This window comes from Pseudomonas sp. TH31, from assembly GCF_016650815.1.
Lineage (GTDB): Bacteria > Pseudomonadota > Gammaproteobacteria > Pseudomonadales > Pseudomonadaceae > Aquipseudomonas.
Genome location: NZ_JAEKEZ010000002.1, coordinates 28,812 through 49,524, shown reverse-complemented (window position 1 = coordinate 49,524; position 20,713 = coordinate 28,812). Strand labels below are relative to the sequence as shown.

General features: G+C 61.1%; 15 protein-coding genes and 6 pseudogenes. 10 read left to right on the top strand and 11 right to left on the bottom strand.

All coding sequences use genetic code 11. The features are described 5' to 3' along the window. The 3 genes and pseudogenes from JFV26_RS01485 to JFV26_RS01475 all read left to right on the top strand — a co-directional run. The coding region (locus JFV26_RS01485; RefSeq protein WP_201189089.1) for a helix-turn-helix domain-containing protein at nucleotides 1-1,060 on the top strand (1,060 nt) is incomplete at its 5' end. 34 nt (nucleotides 1,061-1,094) lie between these two features. Next, nucleotides 1,095-1,722, top strand: a pseudogene (locus JFV26_RS01480) (Vgb family protein). Between the two features lie 236 nt (nucleotides 1,723-1,958). Further along, nucleotides 1,959-2,318, top strand: a complete 360-nt coding sequence (locus tag JFV26_RS01475; RefSeq protein WP_201189088.1) for a hypothetical protein — start codon at nucleotides 1,959-1,961, stop codon at nucleotides 2,316-2,318. A gap of 184 nt (nucleotides 2,319-2,502) precedes the next feature. Here the strand turns inward: JFV26_RS01475 and JFV26_RS01470 are convergent, their stop codons facing one another. The 6 genes and pseudogenes from JFV26_RS01470 to JFV26_RS01445 all read right to left on the bottom strand — a co-directional run. Continuing rightward, a complete protein-coding gene (locus JFV26_RS01470; RefSeq protein ID WP_201189086.1) occupies nucleotides 2,503-3,267 on the bottom strand; it encodes an alpha/beta hydrolase in 765 nt (254 codons plus the stop codon). A gap of 102 nt (nucleotides 3,268-3,369) precedes the next feature. Continuing rightward, nucleotides 3,370-4,134 (bottom strand): SDR family oxidoreductase, encoded by a 765-nt coding sequence (locus tag JFV26_RS01465; protein WP_201189084.1) that lies wholly within the window; start codon nucleotides 4,132-4,134, stop codon nucleotides 3,370-3,372. A gap of 137 nt (nucleotides 4,135-4,271) precedes the next feature. Further along, on the bottom strand, nucleotides 4,272-5,735 hold the full coding sequence (locus JFV26_RS01460; protein WP_201189082.1) for a GDL motif peptide-associated radical SAM/SPASM maturase: 1,464 nt from the start codon (nucleotides 5,733-5,735) through the stop codon (nucleotides 4,272-4,274). 114 nt (nucleotides 5,736-5,849) lie between these two features. Next, nucleotides 5,850-6,431 carry a DUF1842 domain-containing protein gene (locus tag JFV26_RS01455; protein ID WP_201189080.1) on the bottom strand — a complete coding sequence of 194 codons (582 nt, stop codon included), beginning with the start codon at nucleotides 6,429-6,431 and terminating at the stop codon, nucleotides 5,850-5,852. Between the two features lie 54 nt (nucleotides 6,432-6,485). After that, nucleotides 6,486-7,127, bottom strand: coding sequence for a DUF1842 domain-containing protein (locus JFV26_RS01450; protein ID WP_201189078.1), 642 nt, complete (start codon nucleotides 7,125-7,127; stop codon nucleotides 6,486-6,488). A gap of 37 nt (nucleotides 7,128-7,164) precedes the next feature. Further along, nucleotides 7,165-7,317 (bottom strand): annotated as a pseudogene (locus tag JFV26_RS01445) (DUF1843 domain-containing protein); the annotation flags it as partial. Between the two features lie 351 nt (nucleotides 7,318-7,668). On the opposite strand from JFV26_RS01445, the gene JFV26_RS01440 reads away from it, so the two are divergent. After that, complete coding sequence (locus JFV26_RS01440; protein WP_201189077.1) at nucleotides 7,669-7,902, top strand: hypothetical protein; 234 nt, start codon at nucleotides 7,669-7,671, stop codon at nucleotides 7,900-7,902. Nucleotides 7,903-7,909: 7 nt separating this feature from the next. On the opposite strand, the gene yghX is transcribed toward JFV26_RS01440, so the two are convergent. Next, nucleotides 7,910-8,800, bottom strand: coding sequence for a YghX family hydrolase (gene yghX, locus JFV26_RS01435; protein ID WP_201189075.1), 891 nt, complete (start codon nucleotides 8,798-8,800; stop codon nucleotides 7,910-7,912). 14 nt (nucleotides 8,801-8,814) lie between these two features. Further along, entirely contained in the window at nucleotides 8,815-9,315 is a 501-nt protein-coding gene (locus JFV26_RS01430; RefSeq protein ID WP_201189073.1) for a transporter suffix domain-containing protein, read from the bottom strand. A gap of 156 nt (nucleotides 9,316-9,471) precedes the next feature. Between JFV26_RS01430 and JFV26_RS01425 the strand changes: the two genes are divergently transcribed. From JFV26_RS01425 to JFV26_RS01410, 4 genes and pseudogenes are all read left to right on the top strand, one after another. Further along, the gene (locus JFV26_RS01425) at nucleotides 9,472-11,010 is read left to right on the top strand and encodes an efflux transporter outer membrane subunit (RefSeq protein WP_201189096.1); all 1,539 of its coding nucleotides are present in this window, start codon (nucleotides 9,472-9,474) and stop codon (nucleotides 11,008-11,010) included. Next, a pseudogene (locus JFV26_RS01420) lies at nucleotides 11,003-12,143 on the top strand (HlyD family secretion protein). Before JFV26_RS01425 ends, JFV26_RS01420 begins: the two are co-directional and overlap by 8 nt. Continuing rightward, on the top strand, nucleotides 12,133-13,149 hold the full coding sequence (locus JFV26_RS01415) for a DUF2955 domain-containing protein (protein WP_201189071.1): 1,017 nt from the start codon (nucleotides 12,133-12,135) through the stop codon (nucleotides 13,147-13,149). Before JFV26_RS01420 ends, JFV26_RS01415 begins: the two are co-directional and overlap by 11 nt. Nucleotides 13,150-13,239: 90 nt before the next feature. Beyond that, a pseudogene (locus tag JFV26_RS01410) lies at nucleotides 13,240-13,817 on the top strand (DUF4337 domain-containing protein). A gap of 37 nt (nucleotides 13,818-13,854) precedes the next feature. Here JFV26_RS01410 and JFV26_RS01405 read toward each other — a convergent pair. Next, nucleotides 13,855-15,620, bottom strand: a pseudogene (locus JFV26_RS01405) (L-lactate permease). A 295-nt stretch (nucleotides 15,621-15,915) separates the two neighbouring features. Here JFV26_RS01405 and JFV26_RS01400 point away from each other — a divergent pair. Next, nucleotides 15,916-16,827, top strand: coding sequence for a cation diffusion facilitator family transporter (locus tag JFV26_RS01400; protein ID WP_201189069.1), 912 nt, complete (start codon nucleotides 15,916-15,918; stop codon nucleotides 16,825-16,827). Here the strand turns inward: JFV26_RS01400 and JFV26_RS01395 are convergent. Beyond that, a pseudogene (locus JFV26_RS01395) lies at nucleotides 16,824-18,265 on the bottom strand (heavy metal sensor histidine kinase). The gene JFV26_RS01400 and the pseudogene JFV26_RS01395 overlap by 4 nt on opposite strands. Further along, nucleotides 18,262-18,936: a heavy metal response regulator transcription factor gene (locus tag JFV26_RS01390; RefSeq protein WP_201189068.1), complete on the bottom strand. Its 675-nt coding sequence runs from the start codon at nucleotides 18,934-18,936 to the stop codon at nucleotides 18,262-18,264. The pseudogene JFV26_RS01395 and the gene JFV26_RS01390 overlap by 4 nt, the downstream one beginning before the upstream one ends. Nucleotides 18,937-19,442: 506 nt before the next feature. Here JFV26_RS01390 and JFV26_RS01385 point away from each other — a divergent pair. Continuing rightward, the gene (locus JFV26_RS01385; RefSeq protein WP_242487715.1) at nucleotides 19,443-20,651 is read left to right on the top strand and encodes a TolC family protein; all 1,209 of its coding nucleotides are present in this window, start codon (nucleotides 19,443-19,445) and stop codon (nucleotides 20,649-20,651) included. The last annotated feature ends 62 nt before the right edge of the window (nucleotides 20,652-20,713 follow it).

Here is a 20,713-nt window from a genome sequence, read left to right as displayed (position 1 = left end):
GCGGGCGGCGCGGGCCTTCGGGCCGAAAGAGGCGTTGGCGCGAGCGAGGTGTGTGGTCGCCGAGGCTGAGATCGCCCTGGCCTCTCGGGATTTGGGTTGGCCGGTAAAGGCCCTCGACACGGCACGGTTGACGCTTGAAACCCACGGCGATTTCGTCAACGCCGCCCATGCGCGCTACCTGGCGATTCGGCGCCTGCTGCTGATCGGGCGGCTGGATGACGCGCAGCAGCTGCTCGCCGAACTTGACCCCGCGCCACTGCCGCCGGCCTTGCGCACCGTCCATGAGCTGGTCGTGGCCGGGATCGCGATGCGGCGCCTGCAATCGAACATGGCTCGCGCGGCACTGGCCAGAGCCGAAGAGGCCGCCCGGCAAGCGGCGATCCCGGCACTGAGTGCCGAGGTCGAACAGGCGGCTCTGGTGTTGAACACGCCTGTTGCGCGACTGATTGCCCGTGGTCAGGAACGCCCGCTGTTGCTGGACGCGGTAGAAAGGTTGCTCGCCTCAACCTCGCTGGTGGTGGACGCCTGCCGCTACAGCGTGCGCGGCGCCGGGATGTCGGTCTCGTTGGCCTCGCGCCCGGTGCTGTTTGCCATCGCCCGGGCACTGGCTGAAGCCTGGCCCGCTGATGTGCCGAGAGAAATGCTGATCGCCCGAGCCTTTCGCTTGAAGCTCAGCGATGAATCCCATCGCGCCCGGTTGCGCGTCGAAGTCGGCCGCTTGCGTGCGGCGCTTGAGCCGCTGGCCAGCGTGACCGCGACCCCGCGCGGCTATGCCCTGGTGTCGCGCGATGAAACCGACGTCGTGTTACTGGCGCGGCCCGTTGAAGAAAAATTCGCCGCGCTGTTTGCCTTCCTCGCCGACGGTGAATCGTGGTCGAGCTCCGCCCTGGCGCTGGCCCTCGGCACCAGTCAGCGCACGGTGCAACGGGCACTCGACACACTGGCGGCCGACGCCAAGGTGCAATCATTCGGGCGCGGACGGGCGCGGCGCTGGATGACCCCGCCGGTGCCGGGTTTCGCGACGACTTTGTTACTCACGGCGCCGTGGCCCAGTGATTAGGATCACCTCACCAACCCGTGACGAGGAAACCATCATGAAACACTCAGCAGCCCAAATCCTCCGTGAATATGGCCCTTTTACCGGTGTCGACGCCGTGCATGGCGTGAGCTGGGACGGCCAGAATGTCTGGTTCGCCAGCGGCGAAAACTCAACGCCCTCGACCCGGCCAGCGGCCAGACCCTGCGCTCGATCGACGTCACTGCCGATGCCGGCACCGCGTTCGACGGTGAGCACCTGTTCCAGATCGCCGCCGACCGCATCCAGAAAATCGACCCCAGGACCGGTCGCGTGCTGCACACCATCCCCGCGCCCGGTCCCAGTGATTCCGGGCTGACCTGGGCCGAAGGAACGCTGTGGGTCGGCGAGTACCGCGACCGCAAGATTCATCAGATCGATCCCGAGACCGGGCGATTCTGCGCACCATCGAGTCCAACCGTTTTGTCACCGGCGTGACCTGGGTCGAAGGTGCGTTGTGGCATGGGACGTGGGAGGGCGATGAGAGTGAGTTGCGGCGTGTTGATCCGGCGACAGGTGAGGTGCTGGAAAGCGTAAAGATGCCCGCAGGCGTCGGCGTCTCGGGGCTTGAGTCCGATGGTGCCGATCAGTTCTTTTGTGGTGGCGGGGGTAGTGGAAAATTGCGGGCGGTTCGTCGGCCGAAATGAGGTCGAATAGATAGTTTTGCGGCGGCTAAATGGGTCTTCGCGAGCAAGCCCGCTCCCACAATGGACGGTTGTGAACATACTGTTTGTGAACGACAACAGTCCAGTGTGGGAGCGGGCTTGCTCGCGAAGGGGCCCTAAAGACAGCAAAAAACTGTCTGACAACAAACCAGTGTTCGCCACAAGCGCGCAGGATCGTATGATTGGCGCTTCCCCTCGCCACTCACAAGGATCAACCCATGGCTTTAAGCAAGCGCGATCAAGCCCGCATCGAACGTCGCCTGGTCGCCACCCTGACCGAAGCCTGCGAAACGGCCAAAGCGCAAATCGTCGGTTTCTGCTGGCTGACCCACGAGGTCGATTACGCCGAGTTTCCTTCCAGTCTGCGGGTGATCTGGGTCTTCGATACCGAGGCTGAAAAGCAACAGGCATTGTCCAGCGGCCAGGGCGAACGCATGGTCGAATTGACGGCCGAGGCGTTGGCGGACGCAGACGTGCTCGTCAGCCCGGTCGCGGCCCATGTGCAGTTCGATTCCGAAGAACAGTGCCAGCGAGTCAATGGCGGTAACTGGGCGCAACGCCTGGCGTGCAAACGCTAGACGCGGGGGCACTAAACGCGGCTAACGTAGAGCGCTGCAGGCTGGGCCGCGTTCGGACGATCTTTTGACGTTGTCTTTTTTATAAAACCAGATCAAAAGATCGTCCGAACGCGGCCCGAGCCTTCGGCAGCTCCTACAGGGATCGATTTTCAACGCGGTGGGTGCGGACAGTTCACAACCGCACTCACAACTGGGCGCCTATCAACTTGAGGTACTCGGGGCTCTCGGAGATCGAATTGTGCCCCACGCCGTTGATGACCTTCAGCGTTGCCACACCCGGAGTGAACTGCCCATAGAGCCGCTCCGTGCTCACCCGCGGTATCACCTCATCGTGTTCCGCCATGATCAACAGGGTCGGCACGCTGATGTGAGTGGCGTACCGCCCGGAATCAAACGTGTCCTTCAACAACCACTGCACCGGAAACATCGGGTACTGGCGCACAGCGATTTGCAGAAGGCTGTTGTAGGGCGTGATCAGGATCAGGCGCGTGGCCGGGCGTTGACTGGCGAGGCGGATCGCAACGCCGGTGCCGAGGCTGCGACCGACCACGGCAACCTGCGGATGTTCGGCGTAGACCCGGTCAAACAAATCAAGCGCATCACGGGCAATCGCTTCCTCGGAAGGTGATCCCGAGCTTCCTCCGAAGCCTCGGTAATGCAGCAGATAGATCGCCTCGTCCGGGAACGCCTGGGAAAACGACGGCAGGTTTCGAGAGACGTCCTCGGCATTGCCACCGAAATAGATCAACGCCTTGGGGCCCACGTGTGGCCTGACGGATACCTGCAGGTCCGCGTCGCTAACCGACAGTTTGAGCAACGTATCCGGTGTCTCGATGGTGCTGGGTTGGGGGAAGTAAATCAGGGCGCGCTGAAACACGAACAGCGCTGCACAGAGCAGCAAGTACACGGCTGCAATCGATACGAGGATGTACACCAGGATTCGTGGCATGCGCCTGCTTTTTCTGGGCAATATTGAGTGCTCTTGGCCTGAAGACGGCGTTAGCAGTCTAGTCCATCGATTACCGGGCCACCCGCCGCAAAATGCTGTCCGCTACCAGACCGAATCGCCCCGCAACGCCACATCGGCGCCACCGTCGATGAAGATCGTCTGGCCCGTCATGTGGCCATTCTTTTCGCTGGCCAGAAACGCCAGCAGTTCAGCCGCTGCGTTGGGTTCGTAAGGACCTTTCAACGGCATCGGGCAGCCGGCGTTGATTCGGTCCCTGGTGGCCTGATCCTCGAACAGGTGCGAGAGCATTTCAGTCTTGACCAGCCCCGGCGCGATGGCGTTCAAGGGGATCCCGGCACCGGCCCATTCGGCGTTCAGCGCGACGCGGCGAATCCAGCGCGACAAGGCTTGTTTGGTGCTGGCATAGGCGTAAGGCGCCTCTTGGGCACGGAGTCTGGCTTGGGCTTCGGTGCCGTCGAGCATGGCATCGACCATCAGTTGGTCGACCGGGTGGATCGACACAATCGATGACACCGCCACTGCACGTGGCTCACGGGACTTGAGCAGCAGCGGGCGCAAGCCCTCCAGCGTCGCCAGTGCACCGTAGTAATTGATCGCCACCGTCGCAGGTCCGGCAAGGTCGACACCGGCCACCGCCAGTACACCGTCGACCACGCCTTCACTCAGTTGCGTGGCTTGCTCGACCAAGGTTTGCCGACCCTCGGCGGTGGACAGGTCGGCAATGATCTCGGCATCGCGCAAGTCGGCGCCGATAACTCGATGGCCCTGTGATTCGAGCAACTGTCGTGTCGCACGACCAATGCCGGAGGCGGTGCCCGTGATGACGTAGGTTCTGAATGTGGTCATGAATACCTCTGCTTGCTCTGACGCTGGGTAGAGGCCAACCATAGGCACAATCCCATTGATGAGTAAGCGGGGAGGCGATCCTTTGTGTCATGACTGAAAGGTCATCACTCGCAGATGAAGAAAAGGGAGCAGCCCTTTCACATCAATGTGCTCTGTGGCAACCCCAACAACCCGTTCAGCGTATTCATGATCGCTTGCTGCCGCGCTCGATCCACCTGATGCCCGGCCTCGGCGGCGGCCACATCCGCAGTGCAATGAGGGCACGTCACTTCATGCGGGTGGATGTACTGCAAACATCCCCGGCACAAGGCCAACTGCGTCGGAACACGCCCTTCGTCCGGTGATTTCTGGCCCTGATTCGCCCACGCCAGTTTGATCACCTGGCCGCTGTCGCTGACGCTGCTCACCGTTTCGCCAGTCTCGATGCGTTCAGTGATGAGATCAAAACGCCCGACCGCGAAGGATTTTTGCGCGGCGTCTTCAAGCTTGACGATGCGTTCGCGCAGTCCGCGTTTTTGCAGGTCCAGCGCGCGGTAATGGCAGTACGGGTTGTTGCCGGGTTTGCCGAGCAAGGAGTGCGAAGTCCAGGTGCAGCCGCCACGGCAGACGTCGTTGTAGTAGCAACTGCGGCAGTAGCCCCACAGGTCGTCGACCGAGCGCAAGCGACCAAAGTGCATGCCTTCGCTGTAATGCCAGATGTCGTGCAGGCTCATGTTGCGCACGTTGCCGCCCGAAAAACCGACGGTGGCCAATGATGGGCAGCCTTTCACGGTGCCATCGGCCTCAAGTGCCAGCACGGTTTGCCCGGCGGCGCAGCCGCTCCAGTGCACGCGTTCGTCGCCGAAGCCGCGCCACATGTGTTCATACGGGCCGTAGTAACCGATGTTATTACCGACGTTCATCAGCAAGCCACGATCGACGCCTTCGCGGTAAAGCCGTGCCAGCAACGGCATCACTTCCAGCAGTTGATAGGGCTGCAGTAACAGCTCCGGGTGATCGACGGCGTTGCCCATGGCGACGGTCAACTGGATCTGCCAATGGGTGGCGCCGAGGCCGATGATCACCTCCATCAGTTCGGGCAAGTCGGGCAATGTGGCGGCGCCGATCTGGGTGTTGACGCTCACCGCCAGCCCGGATTGTTTGGCGCGGCGCAGGGTGTCGACGGCCTTGTCGAATGAGCCCGGCACATTGCGCACGGCGTCATGCAGCGGTGCCAGTCCATCCAGGGAGACACCGACGCCATTGAGCCCGGCGTCTACCGCGGCCTGCATTTTCGCCGGCGTCAGGTTGCGCCCGCCGGTTTGAATCGCGCAGTACATGCCGTGATCGTGGATGGCCTGGATCAGCCGGGTCCAGTCCTTGCGCAGGTAGGCTTCGCCGCCGATCAGGGTGATCTCGCGGGTGCCGAGCGCGGCCAGGGAGTCGATAACGTCGAGGCATTCCCGGGTGTTCAGTTCATCGGGTCGACGATGGCCTGCGCGGGAGCCGCAATGCAGGCATTTGAGGTCGCAGGCCAGGGTGATTTCCCAGACCACATGCACCGGCACGTAACGTTTGAGGTCGGTTTCACTGAGGTAGCGGGCAGGGCGGTTGTCTGACATGGGAAATCCTTGCGCACAGACACGTGCGCGGCACGAATCCTTCGAAGGTGTGGCGAGAGAGCTTGCTCCCTCGCCACAGATTGCTCCTCGTTAGTTCAATCGCTTATTGGCCGGTTAGCGTGCTTCCAGCCGAGCGATTTCAGCGGTCAACTGTTCCAGCGCACTGCGTAAGGCGCCGCTGTGAGCCAGTTGCTGTTCGCCGCGCTGCACCACCGATTTCAGTTGCGCCAGGTCACCGCTGGTTTGCGCCTGCTGCACCGCGACGGCGTAGAGCGGCAGGACGTGATGAGGAGGCTCCACCGGGCCAATCACGGGCGATGGACTGACGGCGGCGTGCTTGACTTGATGCCAGACGCCCTGCTCGTAGTACCGGTAGTCGACAAAGCCACTGACCCAGTCCGCGCCGAGGATGCCCTTCAAATGAAAGGTCTGGGCAATCTGGCTGAGCGGGCCGCTCGGGCTGCCATCCAGGGTGAGGATGATGTGGCTTTCGGCCGTCGGAATCAGCTTGGCCTCGCAATACTCGCCCCATACCCGGGCACGGAAGTGCACCGGTGGATGAGCGCTTTGAAAGAGGCTGGCAACCCCGCTGACTTTCTTTTTAACCGTGTCCACCAACAGGTCCAGGGTCAAAACCGGTGCGCCGAGTAGATGATTGCTGACGATGAGGCGAGTGTGAAAAAGTCCGATTGACATGGTGCAACTCCCTTAAGTGTATTCAGGACAAACCAGGCACATTGAGTGGCCGGGTCAGCGGCGTTCCAGCCGGCTGATTTCGCCCTTGGCGGCTTCCAGTGCGCTTTGCAGTTGTGGCTGCTGATCCAGTTGTTGCGTGGCCAGGCTCGCCAGGTTTTTCATCTGGGCCAGGTCACCGCTGGCAATGGCGCTTTGAATCGGCGCGGCGTACAGCGGCATGATCGGCGGATACGACGAGTTCGGCGGGATAACCGGGCCCGGCTCCAGCGGCGGGAAGGCGTTGGAGCGCACCGCTTCGGTGAGGTGGGCAGGGACGTTGTTCACTTCGACCCAGCGTTGACCATCAAGGTATGAATAGTTGGCGACACCGTCCTTCCAGTCGGTGCCCACCACCAGCCGTATCTTGAAATTCACGATGGAGTTCGAGCCTGGGCCGCCGTGATTGCCTTGTGCGGTGATCAGGATTTTGCTGACACCGGGTGACATGACAGTCAGGTAGGTGTATTCGCCCCAGACATCGGAGTGGATATCCAGCGGCGGGTTGGTCGCCTGAGTGATCGCAGCGGTGCCGCTGACCGTTTCTTCAGGGGTAAAGACCAGCAGATTGAATGCCAGGCTTTGTGCGCCCGGCGCCGAAGTACCAATTCGATAGGCGAGTGGGAACAAACCGACAGGTTGTTGGTGAGTACCAGACATGGTTATTGCCTCCATTGCAATAAGGGGGAAAACAGAGCTAGTGTTTTTCCTGGCGCGAAACTTCCCTGGCCAGTGTGTCGTAAGCGGTCTGTAGCTCTTTGGGTTCAGGCTTCGATGGGTCGCGTTGTTTCAATAACGCTTTCATCTGTTGCAGGTTGCCTTCCTTGATAGCGCTCTGGATGGCGACCCCGTACGGGGGATGGGGTGAGAAGGTGAATGGCCCATAACGACTCCTTCCGTGGTGTTAGCAAGTACTGCCGTCATTAGCAGTTTTTGCAGTTAAGCAGGACTCTTTAAATATGCAATGTCCAATGGAGGCATAATGCCTTTTAAATTTTTAACAGGGATTTACTCATCGCGAAGTGTTTGCTTGACGCTTTTTTTATATTAGGAATGGCGATTAAGAATGGCCTGTTCAGCTTTTTTCTCATAAATAACCGGCCTCCTTATCGCCATTAATAATGACTTTTCAATATAACGTTTGGCATTAAACTGCAGTGTCTTTTGATATTGGTTTCAGGCCAAAAACCGGGAGTGAAAAATGACCGAGCGCCACTTGATCCACACGGAAACCCTGTCGAACGGATGCAAAATCGAGGTCAAGGCCAAGATCCTGAGGGACGGCTCGTTGGAGATGTTCATCGGTGTCTACCGGCCAGATGGCACGGTCATTCTTGAAGACAGCGATCCATCGCCACACTTGTTGGACATGGAAGCCGCCCTGGATTGGGGAATCGATATTGCCAGGGGCGTTGGTAGCGGTCAGAAGGCCTGAGCGTGATTCAGGACGCCAGATACCGGCCAAACCAGTCCAGCGTCCGGCTCCAGGCAAGCTTGGCAGCGGCTTCATCGTAGCGGGGCGTGGAGTCGTTGTGAAACCCATGATTCACGCCTGGGTAGATGTAGCCTTCATAGGTTTTGCCCGCCGCTTTCAATGCCTGCTCGAAGGCCGGCCAGCCTTGCGTGATGCGGGTGTCCAGTTCGCCGTAATGCAGCATGAGCGGCGCCTGGATTCGCGGCACATCCCTGGCTTCGGGTTGGCGGCCGTAGAAAGACACCGCCGCCCCCAGTTCCGGATAGGCCACCGCGGCCGCGTTGACGACGCCACCGCCATAGCAGAATCCGGTGATGCCGACTTTCCCGGTACCGGCGGCGTGATTCATCAGCCACTCGATGGCCGCGAAAAAGTCGTTCATGAGTTTTTCCGGGTCGACGGTCAGTTGCAGCTCACGGCCCTTGTCATCATTGCCGGGGTAGCCGCCCACCGATGTCAGGCCATCGGGGGCGAGGGCGATGAAACCGGCCTTGGCCACGCGCCGGGCGACGTCTTCGATGTAAGGGTTGAGCCCACGGTTTTCATGCACGACCACCACCGCCGGCACCTTGCCGGCGGTTTTCGCCGGGCGCACCAGATAGCCACGAACCTGGCCGTGGCCCTTGGGTGACGGGTAGGTGATGTACTCGGCGAGGATGTCCGGGTCGGTGAATTCCACTTGCTCGGCCAGGGCGTAATTCGGGCTCAGGGCAGCGAGCAATGCGCAGGCGCTCAACCCGCCCAAGGCGAACAACGCCGCGCGGTCGAGAAACTCGCGCCGGTTGATCCGGCCATGTACGTAGTAGTCGTAGAGTTCCAGCAACTCAGGGGCGAAGTCTTTCGCCGTCAGACGGTTCATTAGCTTGCTTCCCGCTAGGCATTGCTCACTTTGGCGGTGCGAATGAACAACGCGCGGACCTTGTCCCAGAAGTTGCCGCCCAGCACGAAAAAGCTGCCGATCAGCATCAGGTCGCCCAAGACTTGAACCTGCCAGAGGTTTGGCCGCAGCCCCGGCCAAATGCTGTCGACGTAGGGTTCAAGAAAGGCCGAGATCAGCGGTACGCAGAACATGACGAGGCCGATGTAATGCCGCACCGGGCCGACTTCGAGTTCGGCGCTGGGCGCCAGCGAGGTCACGTAACCAAACACGCTGCGCTTCAATTGCTGGAAGCCGGCCTTGCCCATGACGGCAATGACCAGAATCAGCAGGACCTTATTGCTGATAAACAAGACCCCCGTCAGCGCGGCGATCTTTGAACCGGGGACACCGACCGCGGCCGCCAGCGGCACCATCAACCACGACCCGAGCATCAAACACAAAATGACGATGCCCAGTTTGAAGCGCCAGCCGGCTGAGTGAGGTTGGGTGGTCATGAGGGCCGTACCTTTTCTGGATGGACTGCAGCGGTTAGTAGCACTTGAAAAGCGTAGCAGCTGATACGCCACAACGGGCGAGTCCGCGTTTTGATTGGGGCGGCTATGCTCCAGTCATCTATCTGGTCGGGACCCGTCATGTATCCACGTGCAGCCATGTTGATCCGGTCAGGGTCGCTCCTGTTGCTGGGCGCGCTCGGCCTTAGCGGCTGCATGCGTGTGGGGCCGGACTTCCAGTCCCCTGGCGAAGACTGGGTCAAACACTGGAGTACGCCGGCGCTGGAGCAATCCAGCGAACGGGGTGCGAACCCGGATATCCGTCAGTGGTGGCAAGTCTTCAATGACCCGGTGCTCGACCAACTGATTGCCGACGCCGATGCGCACAACTCCAGCCTGAAAATGGCCGGCCTGCGGATAATGGAAGCCCGGGCACAATTGGGCATCGCCCAGGCCGGACGTTACCCGCAACTGCAGCAGGCCAGTGTCGACGGCCTCTACGTGGAACGCCGTCAGTACAGCGGCAGCAACCCGCAGAACAGCCACATCTGGCAATTCAGTGAAGGCTTCGACGTGGCTTGGGAACTGGACTTCTGGGGCCGCTTCAGTCGGGCCATCGAGTCCTCGGATGCCAGCTACTTCGCCGCCCAGGCCAACTACGAAGACGCGCTCGTGCTGCTGCGTGCCCAAGTGGCGGACACCTACTTTTCACTGCGTACCACCGAGGCGCGATTACGCGTCGCCCGCGACAACACCCGGCAGCAAAAGCGCAGCCTGGACATTACCCGCAAACTGTTCAACAGCGGCCAGACGGCTGAGCTCGACCTGCAGCAGGCCAAGACCCAGTACCTCGGCACCCTGGCGAGCATTCCCAACTTCGAAGATCAACTGCATCGAACCCGCAATGCCTTGTCGGTGCTGACCGGGCAAGCGCCGGGTGAGTTGCCGCAAGTGACGGACAATGACGGGCTGATCCCGCTGGTGGACCGCGCCGTGCTGCAGGATGTGCCGGCCAACCTGCTGCTGCGCCGGCCCGATGTGCGCGCGGCCGAGCTGAACGTTGCGGCCCAGTCGGCGCTGATCGGCGTGGCCGAAAGTGATTTTTATCCGTCGCTGAGCTTGCTTGGCAGCATCGTCTGGTCGGCCAGTTCGGTGGGCGGCACGTCCAACAACCTGGATTTTATCGGCGGCCCCAGCCTGCGCTGGAACCTGTTTGATCACGGCAGGATCAGCAACAACGTGCGGGTGCAGGATGCGCGTTTGCAACAGTTGATCGAGTCTTATCGCGACACGGTGCGCCAGGCCGCCCGTGAGGCTGACGATGCCGCCAGCGGCCTGAGCCAATCCCTGGCACGCGAACGCATCCTGCGCCAGGCCGAGGTGGCGGCCAAACGTTCGCTGGTGCTGGCCAGCGCGCAGTATCGCGAAGGCTTTTCAGACTTTCAGCGGGTGCTGGATGCCCAGCAGGCATTGCTCCAGCAACAGGACAACTACCTGATCAGCCGCAGCGATGCCGTGAGTAACCTGATCGCCCTGTACAAAGCCCTTGGCGGTGGCTGGTACGCCGCGCAGCCAATCATCGACAGCGCCACGCGCAAGCAAATGGAAAAACGCACGGACTGGGACGACCTGCTGGACGACCCCGGCGCTGCGCAGCCCGCCTATCCACTGTCCGACAAGGTGAACAACCATGAGTGAAGCCGCACCGCCCCCTGTCGAAGCGCCGGCACCGAAAGCAACGGTACCGACCGCCGACCCGGCGAAAAAAGGCATTAAGTGGGTGCTGCTGTTGATCATCCTCAGCCTTGCCTGGTACTTGCTCGCCGACCGCTTCACGCCTTACACGCAACAGGCTCGGGTCGGGGCGTTTGTCATTCCGGTGGCGGCGGAAGTGGCGGGGCGGGTGATCCGCGTAAACGTGCGCAACAACCAGGACGTCAAGGCCGGGGACCTGCTCTTCGAGGTCGATCCACAGCCGTATCAGATCGCCGTCGATCGCGCCCGCGCCGACCTCGAATCGACCCGTCGCCAGATCGGCGCCGGCACCGCTGGCATCGCCTCGGCACAGGCGTCGTTGCGCTCTGCCCAGGCCAACGAGCTCAAGGCGCGGCAGGACAATCAGCGACTGGAAGGCTTGTATCGCGAAGACCGGGGAACGGTGTCCGTGCGCCTGCTGGAGGTGTCGCGGGCCAATCTCGAACAGGCCGCCAGCCAAGTGGAAGCGGCCCGTGCTGAAATTCAACGGGCGAAGGAGCAGGAGGGCGGCAACGAGGCAGAGAACGCACAGCTACGCAGCGCTGCGACGGCGTTGTCGAAAGCCGAGCTGGACTTGGCCAATACTCGCATCTATGCGCGTTCGGTGGGTTTGATCACCGACCTGCGCACCGACGCCGGGCTGTTCGCCGCCGGCGGCAGCCCGGTGATGACCCTGATCGCCATCCACGATGTGTGGATCAGCGCCGACATGACCGAAAACAACCTGAGCCTGATCCAGCCCGAGACCCCGGTGGCCATTGTGCTGGACGCTCTGCCGGGCGAAGTTTTCGAGGGCCGCGTGCGCAGTGTCGGTTATGGCGTCAGTGTCGGCCAGGCGACAGCGCCCGGCACCTTGCCGAGTATTCAGAACAGCCGTGACCTGGCTGCGCCCGGCCCAGCGCTTTCCGGTGGTGATCGAGTTCGGCGAAGACGCCTTGAACAGCCTGCGCGACAGTCGCGCCATCCGCGCAGGCGGTCAGGCTGAAGTCATGGCGTTCCCGAGCCAGGGCAACCCGCTGAACCCGCTCGGCCGGATGTTCTTGAGTCTGATGAGCTGGTTGTCGTATGCCTACTGAGCGCACCGCCGGGGATCAGCGCGCCCTGCGCCTGGCCACGGGGACGGCGCTGTGCCTGGCCGCCAGTTTCGGTCTGGCGTTGCCGATTCCTTTTCTCGCGCCCGTGCTGGCGCTGCTGTTCCTGGCCACCCTTAATCGGCCGCTGCCGCTCAAGGCCGGGGTGGTGCTGGCGTTGGTGGCGATGTTGACCACCAGCATCGGGCTGTTGTTGATTGCGCTGCTGCGCTATTACCCGGTCAGTGGGCTGTTGCTGATTGGCCTCGGTCTGTTCGTGGTTTTTCGTTTTGGCCTGCGCGGCGGCAACAACCTGATCGTGACGTTCCTGGTGATTGGCCTGACCATGATTTCGGCGGCCGGCACCGCGAGTTTCGAGCTTGCGCTGATGGTCATCGGAGCGCTGGTCAAGGGGTTGCTGCTGGCCGTGATCGTCGTGACATTGAGTCATGGGCTGTTTCCCGAGCCGGCCAATGCACCGCCAGCACCTGCCGCCCCGACACTGCCGGCGGAAGACGTCGGCCGGGTCGCTTTGCGCGCCACGTTGATCGTGTTGCCGGCGTTCCTGCTGGCGCTGATCGATCCGGCCCGCTACCTGCCGATCATCCTCAAAGCGGTCAGCCTCGGTCAACAGAGTTCTACCACGACCGTGCGCAACGCCGGTCGCGAGTTGCTCGGCTCGACGCTGCTCGGCGGCGCATTGGCGATTCTGTTCTGGTGCGCTCTGAGCCTGTTTGTGCACCTGTGGATGTTCTTTCTGTGGATGCTGCTGTTCGGCCTGGTACTGGCGCGCAAACTGTATGCCCTGAGCCCGACCCGGTTCAGCCCCGGGTTCTGGCTCAACAGCCTGATCACCCTGATTATCCTGCTGGGCCAGTCGGTGCAGGACAGCGCCGCCGGCAAGGACGTCTACACCGCGGCTGCCGTGCGCATGGGGCTGTTTATCCTGGTAACGTTGTATGCCTGCCTGATGGTTCATCTGCTTGAGCCACGCCGAATGAACATTGCCTGAACGTAGGCTGAACGGTAGTCCAATGACAAGCACTTCGCAGGAGGGCGCGCCTTACACTTCGACACCTGTCCAACCCCCGAAGTCAAAGCCATGTCTGAAGCGTTCGAAGTCCCCAGTCCACACGAAGAACATGTCGAACACGTCACCCACCACGCCCATGGCAAGGGTGATAATTTCGCCAGCAAAATCGCAGTCATGACGGCGATCATGGCGACGCTGGGTGCCTTGCTCAGCTATCAGGCGGGCTCCACGGAAAGCGAAGCGGCGATGGACAAGAACAACGCCGCCATCGAGAAAACCGAAGCCTCCAACCAGTGGAATTACTACCAGGCCAAATCCAGCCGCCAGAACCTGTCCGAACTGGCGACCCACATCCCGGGTCTCGATGCCGCGCACTACGTCGCTGAAGCCGAGCGCTACAAGCAAGAAAAAGAAGTGGTGCGCAAGAAAGCCGAAGCGCTGGAGGAGGAGGTTCGCGTGTGGGATGCGAAGTCCGAGCAGGCGTTGCACCAGCATCACCGCTGGGCCCAGGCAATGACCGCGATTCAGATCGCCATTTCCCTGGCCGCGATCACCTTGCTGACCCGCAAGGAGTGGCTGAAAAACTCGCCTACACCGCAGGCGGCGCCAGTGTCGTGTTAGGCACACTGGCCTGGCTGCATATATAAGCCAGGCCCCGAGGGTACGGCCTGGCGCCGTGCCCTTTCAATGCCCGCCCACCACCATCTGAGTGAATGGCGCCACATACGCCTGCAACGTCACCAATCCGCCGACCAGGATCGCCAGTACGATCGAGTGGAAAAACACGTAGCGCAGAATCTCCCCTTCATGGCCATACCAGCGTGTCGCCGTGGAGGCGACCACGATTGACTGTGCATCGACCATTTTGCCCATGACCCCGCCGGAGCTGTTGGCGGCGGCCATCAGGATCGGGCTGATCCCCAGTTGTTCGGACGTCACCCGCTGCAAGCCGCCGAACAGCACGTTGGAGGCGGTGTCCGAGCCGGTCAGCGCCACGCCGAGCCAGCCGAGCAGGGTGCCGAACATCGGGTAGAAAATCCCGGTGGCGGCGAATGCCAGGCCCATGGTGGCGTCCAGCCCCGAGTAGCGCGTGAGGTAGCCCAAGGCGAGCATTGCCGCGATGGTGATCAGCGAAAAGCGCACCACCCACAGCGTTCGCAGGTACTGGCGCGCCAGTTGCGGGATCGAATAGCCCATCAGCAACCCGCCGAGAATCGCCGACAGCAAGATCCCGCTGCCGGTGGCGGTGAACCAGGTGAACTTGTAGATCGCTTCTTCGGTTTTCGGTTGCGGCACCACCGGCGGAACCTTCTCGACTTGCTGGTGCAGGGTGGTGAACGTCAGGGCGGGCGAGAAGATCGGGTTCGCTTCGCGCAGCGGTTTACCCTGTGGGTCGAGCATGGCCGCGTGGGTTTGCGGGTCAGTGACGGCGCGGGTGTCGAAGAGGTTTTTAAAGCCCTGGGTGCCCCAGGCGAACACGAACACCGTGAGGATGATCCACGGCATCCAGGCGCGCATGACCGCCGGCTTGGCATCGCTGGCAAAGGTCGTACTGGCCTCGGTTTTTTGCTCATGCTCCGGGTCTATTTTCGAGTTGTCGACGCGCCCTGACAGGGCGGCCGAGGTGTATACGGTGGCGGGTTTCCAGACCTTGAGGAACGCGGTCAGGCAAGCCATGGAAATCAGCGCGGCAATCACGTCCACCAGCATCGGCCCATGGTAGTTCGACACGATGAATTGCGGCACGGCGAAACTGACCCCGGCCACCAGAATCGGCGGCCAGATTTCCAGCATCTTGCGCCAGCCGGCGAAGGCCCAGATCAACCAGAACGGCACCAGTACCGAGAAGAACGGCAACTGCCGGCCGACCATCATCGACAGCTCCATTTCATCCAGCCCAGTGACCTTGGCCAGGGTGATGATCGGCGTGCCGAGGGCGCCGAACGCCACGGGCGCGGTATTGGCGATCAACGCCAGGCCTGACGCGGCCAACGGCGAGAAGCCCAGCCCGATCAGAATCGCCCCGGTCACCGCCACCGGCGTGCCGAACCCGGCGGCGCCTTCAAAGAACGCGCCGAAGCAGAAGGCAATCAGCAGTAGTTGCAGGCGTCGGTCGTCGGTGATGCGCGCCAGGGAATCCTGCAGCACTTTGAACGAGCCGTTCTCGGTGGTCAGCCGGTGCAGGAAGATGATGTTCAGCACGATCCAGCCAATCGGCAGCAAGCCGTTGGCCGCGCCGAACAGCGCCGCCGAGCCCGCCATGTTCGCCGGCATGCCAAACGCAAATATTGCGATCAGCAAAGCCGAACCCAGGGCCAGCAATGCGGCCATGTGTGCCTTGATATGAAAAAAGCCAGGGACGCCAGCATCACCACCACCACCGGCGTGGCCGCCATGGCCGTCGATAACACCGGGTTGCCGAACGGGTCGTAGATTTGCTGCCAGACCATGTTCCACCTCTGCTTATTATTGTTGGAGGCGCAGATCCTTTGCGGGGTAGGGTGTCTGGAGTATAGGTGGCAATTGGCTGCTGTCCTGGCGGGGTATGGCTTGGGGTGGTGGTGGTTTTTCGGGCCTCTTCGCGAGCAAGCCCGCTCCCACAGGGAATCTGCGTCGCACACGGATAAAATGTGGGAGCGGGCTTGCTCGCGAAAGCGGTCTTCAAGTCACCACAGTTTCCCGCTTGACCCTGAACCCGCTACAGGGTGTCCACTCTCCCCAAACAGAAACCCCATGGAGCGACCGATGAGCGCAGGACACAGTCACGGACAAGCACGGGCCGGGCACGAGAAAAAGCTGTGGTTCGCCTTGGCGTTGACCGCCAGTTTCATGGTCGCGGAAGTCATTGGTGCTTACGTCACCGGCAGTCTGGCGTTGCTGTCCGATGCCGCGCATATGCTGACCGACGCTACCGCGTTGGCGATCTCATTGGTCGCCATCCAGATCGCCAAACGCGCCGCAGACAAGAGGCGTACCTTCGGTTACGCCCGGTTCGAAATCCTCGCCGCTGCGTTCAACGCGATTCTGTTGTTTCTGGTCGCCATCTACATTCTGTACGAAGCCTTCCAGCGCTTTCGCACGCCGACAGAAATCCAGTCCACCGGCATGTTGATCGTCGCCGTGATCGGTTTGTTGGTAAACCTGATCTCGATGCGCCTGTTGATGTCCGCGAGTGACGAAAGCCTCAACGTCAAAGGCGCGTACCTGGAGGTCTGGAGCGACATGCTTGGCTCCATCGGCGTGATTGGCGCGGCACTGATCATTCGCTACACCGGCTGGTCCTGGGTCGATTCGTTCGTCGCTGCGGCCATCGGTTTATGGGTGCTGCCCAGAACCTGGGTGTTGCTCAAGGAAAGCACCAATATCCTCTTGCAAGGCGTGCCGGAAGGCATCGACCTCAATGCAGTGGAGGCCAGTATTCGGGCGGTTGACGGCGTCGAGGACCTTCATGATCTGCACATCTGGGCGGTGACCAGTGGCAAGAATGTCCTGAGTGCGCACCTGGTGGTCCAGGGTTCTTCCGAGGCCGGGCAAGCGGTGTTGGCTGAAGTGACACGCCTGATGAGCGAGGCCTTTCACATCAGCCATACGACCCTGCAACTGGAGCACTCGCAGTTCCATGCAGGGCTCGAAAAAGACCTCGGCATGGAGCACTAGCCGGCGGTGGTTTCCTGTCGTTTGGATGGCCAGGAGATCTGCCCTTCCAGATTGGGAAACACCAGCCTGAATACGGTGGCGCTGCCCGGCAGGCTTTGCACCTCGGCGCTGCCCTGATGCAGGCTCATGATCGAACGCACAATCGCCAGACCAAGCCCGGTCCCGCCCTGCGCGCGGGAGCGACTGGTGTCGACCCGATAGAAACGGTCGAACACATGTGCCAGATGCTGCGGTTCAATCCCGGTGCCAGGGTTGCCCACCCACAGTGAAACCTGGCTGGCATGGTTTTCGATGACCAGCGAAATCGCCTGGCCGGGCGGGCAATGGCGTATCGCGTTGGACATCAGGTTGGAAATCGCCCGCTGGATCATCAACCGGTCGCCAAGGGTCGATCCGCTGCCGGTAACGCTCAGGCTGATCCGTTTCTCCTGCGCCGACAGTGAAAACAGATCGACGACTTTCAACGCTTCATCTTCCAGCGCAATGGTCTCGAACGGGACCAGCGCGGCGGGGTGACTGACCTGCGCCAGAAACAGCATGTCCGAAACAATCCGCGTCACACGGCCCAACTCTTCGGTGCAGGACACCAGCACCGCTTTGTATTCCTCGCTCGGTCGCTCCTGGACAGTGTCACCTGGGCCTTGCCCATCAGGTTGGTGATCGGTGAGCGCAGTTCATGGGCCAGGTCATCGGAGAACTGCGACAACTGCTGAACATCGCCGTCGAGGCGGTGCAGCATGAAGTTGATGCCATGGGCCAGTTCACTGAGTTCCTGGGGCATCTTGACCACCGACAGTCGATGGCTGAGGTCCTGCGCCGAGATCATCGCCGCGACCTTGCGAAACTCGCGCAACGGCGCAAGGCCACGCTGGACCACGGCCCAGGCGCTGATGCCGATGAGGATCAGCAGCAACGGCAAGGCGATGATTGTCGAGCGCAGGTACGCACTGAGCAGGGTGTCGTCGTTGGCGCTATCAATCGACAGCAACACGGCGACGCTCGTGCCGTTGGGGAGTCGAATGAGCCGTGACGCGGTCAGGAAATGCCGGCCTTCCGCATCCGTGCTCCTGGAATATGAAACCTGGTCGATGGCCGATGCCGCCGCCTTCAACTCGACCCTTGGGTCGGTTAACCCCGTGCCGAATTTCAATAGCGGCGAGCGCAGGTTCTTCAGGTCGTAGAGGGTCAGGTTCAGGTTGTCATGGCCCATCACCTGATCAAGCAGCGCGTGGGGTTGGGCGTTGATGTCGCCGGGTTTTTCATAGCCCGAAAGGCTGTGCTCGATCTGCTGCATTTTGCTGTCGAGGCTGCTTTTGGCGAGTGTGTCCAGCTCATGGGACAGTGCGATAAACGCCAGCACCGCCAGCAACACCACCAGCAACGCCCCCAGAATACTCACGGTCAAACCCAGTCGCATGGACAGGCTGGCCGGCTTCATTCCCGGGCCTCCAGCACATAGCCAACGCCGCGCAAGGTATGGATCAACTTGTTGTCGAACGGGTCGTCGATCTTCGCGCGCAGACGCCGGATCGACACCTCGACCACGTTGGTGTCGCAGTCAAAGTTCATGTCCCAGACCAGTGAAATAATCTGCGTGCGCGAGAGCACCTCGCCCGACTGGCGCATCAGCAGGTGCAGCAGCGCAAATTCCTTGGTCGTCAGGTCGATGCGCTGCTCGCCACGAAAGGCCCGGTGGCGGCCCTGATCGAGCTCAAGATCGGCCACTTTGAGCACTGGCGGCACCGGAATGTGTTCGCTGCGACGCATCAAGGTTCGGACCCGGGCCAGCAACTCGGGAAACTCGAACGGCTTGACCAGATAGTCATCGGCACCCAGGTCGAGGCCGCGAATTTTGTCTGCCAGGCGCCCGCGTGCGGTCAGCATCATCACCTGGGTGTTGCTGCTTTGGCGCAGTTGTTCAAGCACACTCCAGCCATCAAGTTGCGGAAGATTGGCGTCAAGTATCACCAGGTCGTAGGCCTGGTGACGGGCCAGATGAAGTCCATCAGCACCATTCGCGGCGCGATCAACTATATAGCCACTTTCCGTCAGTCCCTGATGCAAGTATTCGGCAGTTTTAAGCTCGTCCTCAACGACAAGGATTCGCATGATAGGTCACCTTTTTAAATAACCGGAAATGGTTGGATTGTTCAGAAAAGTTAGTTGTTGTTTTTGGGTTCTCTGAGCGAATGTAAAGTGCGTTTGAAACGCCTCAATGATCGTCACGGTAAAGCCTGTAGCTGCTACAGGGTCAAGCCAAAGCATTGTTCTTGAGCGGCGAATCCTTGGGGTAGCGACAACATGTCGCATGAAGTTTGACGGCTTACATGGTTGTGAAACTTCGACAAGTGCTGTTCGGCGGATAATTGAGCAGTATTTGTTTCTTCATATTGCTTGTGGGGTTATTAGCTTTTTACCCTGGCCATGTTAGTGCAGGAAATACCAGCGGAACCTTGAATAACGTATTTGTAATTTTACAGTCACCTTGTTGATAGCTGTGCAACTCTACATTGATGCCATTGAATTATTAGTGCTTTAAAGGAAGTCTGAAATTGCGCTGGCATCGAACGTTAATAATTCCCCTGAACATCAGCAGGATTCTCGGTTTAAGTTGCCTGCTCTCATGGGCCGGCGTAAGCGTTGCGGCAGCTTCGGCCTCATCAGCACTGACCATGGATCAAGCCCTGCGAACGGCGTTTGCCAACAACCCCGATCTGGCGGCGGCACAATGGGAGATCGGTATCGCCCAGGGCGATCGGCAACAAGCCGGTTTGAGCCCTAACCCCGAGGTGTCCTGGCAAGCGGAGGACACACGGCGCAACTCGCGAACCACGACGGTGATGCTCAATCAACCGATCGAACTCGGTGGCAAGCGCGGGGCGAGGATCGACGTCGCCCGCCGCGCCCAGGATGCGGCGGGCATCGAGCTGGAGCGCAAGCGCAACGTGTTGCGGGCCGACGTCATCCAGGCGTTCTACGGCGCCTCGACAGCGCAGCAACGCTTGTTGCTGTCACGCCAGTCGCTGGAACTTGCGGAACGCGGTGTGCGGGTGGCGCAAGGGCGGATCAACAGCGGCAAGGCATCGCCGGTCGAAGGGACGCGCGCCGAGGTTCAGCGCTCGCAAGTCCGCCTGGAACTCAGAAGGGCCGAGCGCGACAAGGCCAGTGCCTGGCAGCAACTGGCGCAGGTCATGGGGGCGCCGCTGCCGACGTTCGTCAGCGTGAGCGTTCCCGAGCGCTCGATGCCCGCCGTGCCGTCGACTTCGCGGCTGCTGGCGCGCATCGAAGACACCGCAGAACTGCGCCTGGCCAAGCTGCAGATCGATCAGCGCGAAGCGTCCCTGGGCCTGGAAAAAGCCCAGCGGATTCCAGACCTCACGGTGAGTGTCGGCAGCCAATACAGCGAACTGGAGCGCGAGCGGGTCAACGTCTTCGGGCTGTCGATGCCGATCCCGCTGTTCAACCGCAACCAGGGCAACATCCTCGCCGCTGCGCGCCGCGCCGATCAGGCTCGCGACCTGCGCAACGCCAGTGAGCTGCGTCTGCGCACGGACATCCAGACCACCCTGGATCAATGGCTGACCGCCAACACGGAAATCCAGTCGTTCGACCAATCGATCCTGCCCGCCGCGCAAAGCGCCGTCGACACCGCGACCCGTGGTTTTGAGATGGGCAAGTTCAACTTCCTCGACGTGCTCGATGCCCAGCGCACCTTGATCAGCGCCCGCGCCCAATACATCCAGGCGATGTCCGAGGCGACCGAGGCGTGGGTACGTATCGAGCGGATTTTCGGTGATGTCGAGACGCTCGCCCGCAGCCGCTGAATCTCATCTTTATTATCGCTGCCCGGCCAACGGGACGGCGCAGGGAGTCTCCATGGAAAAAA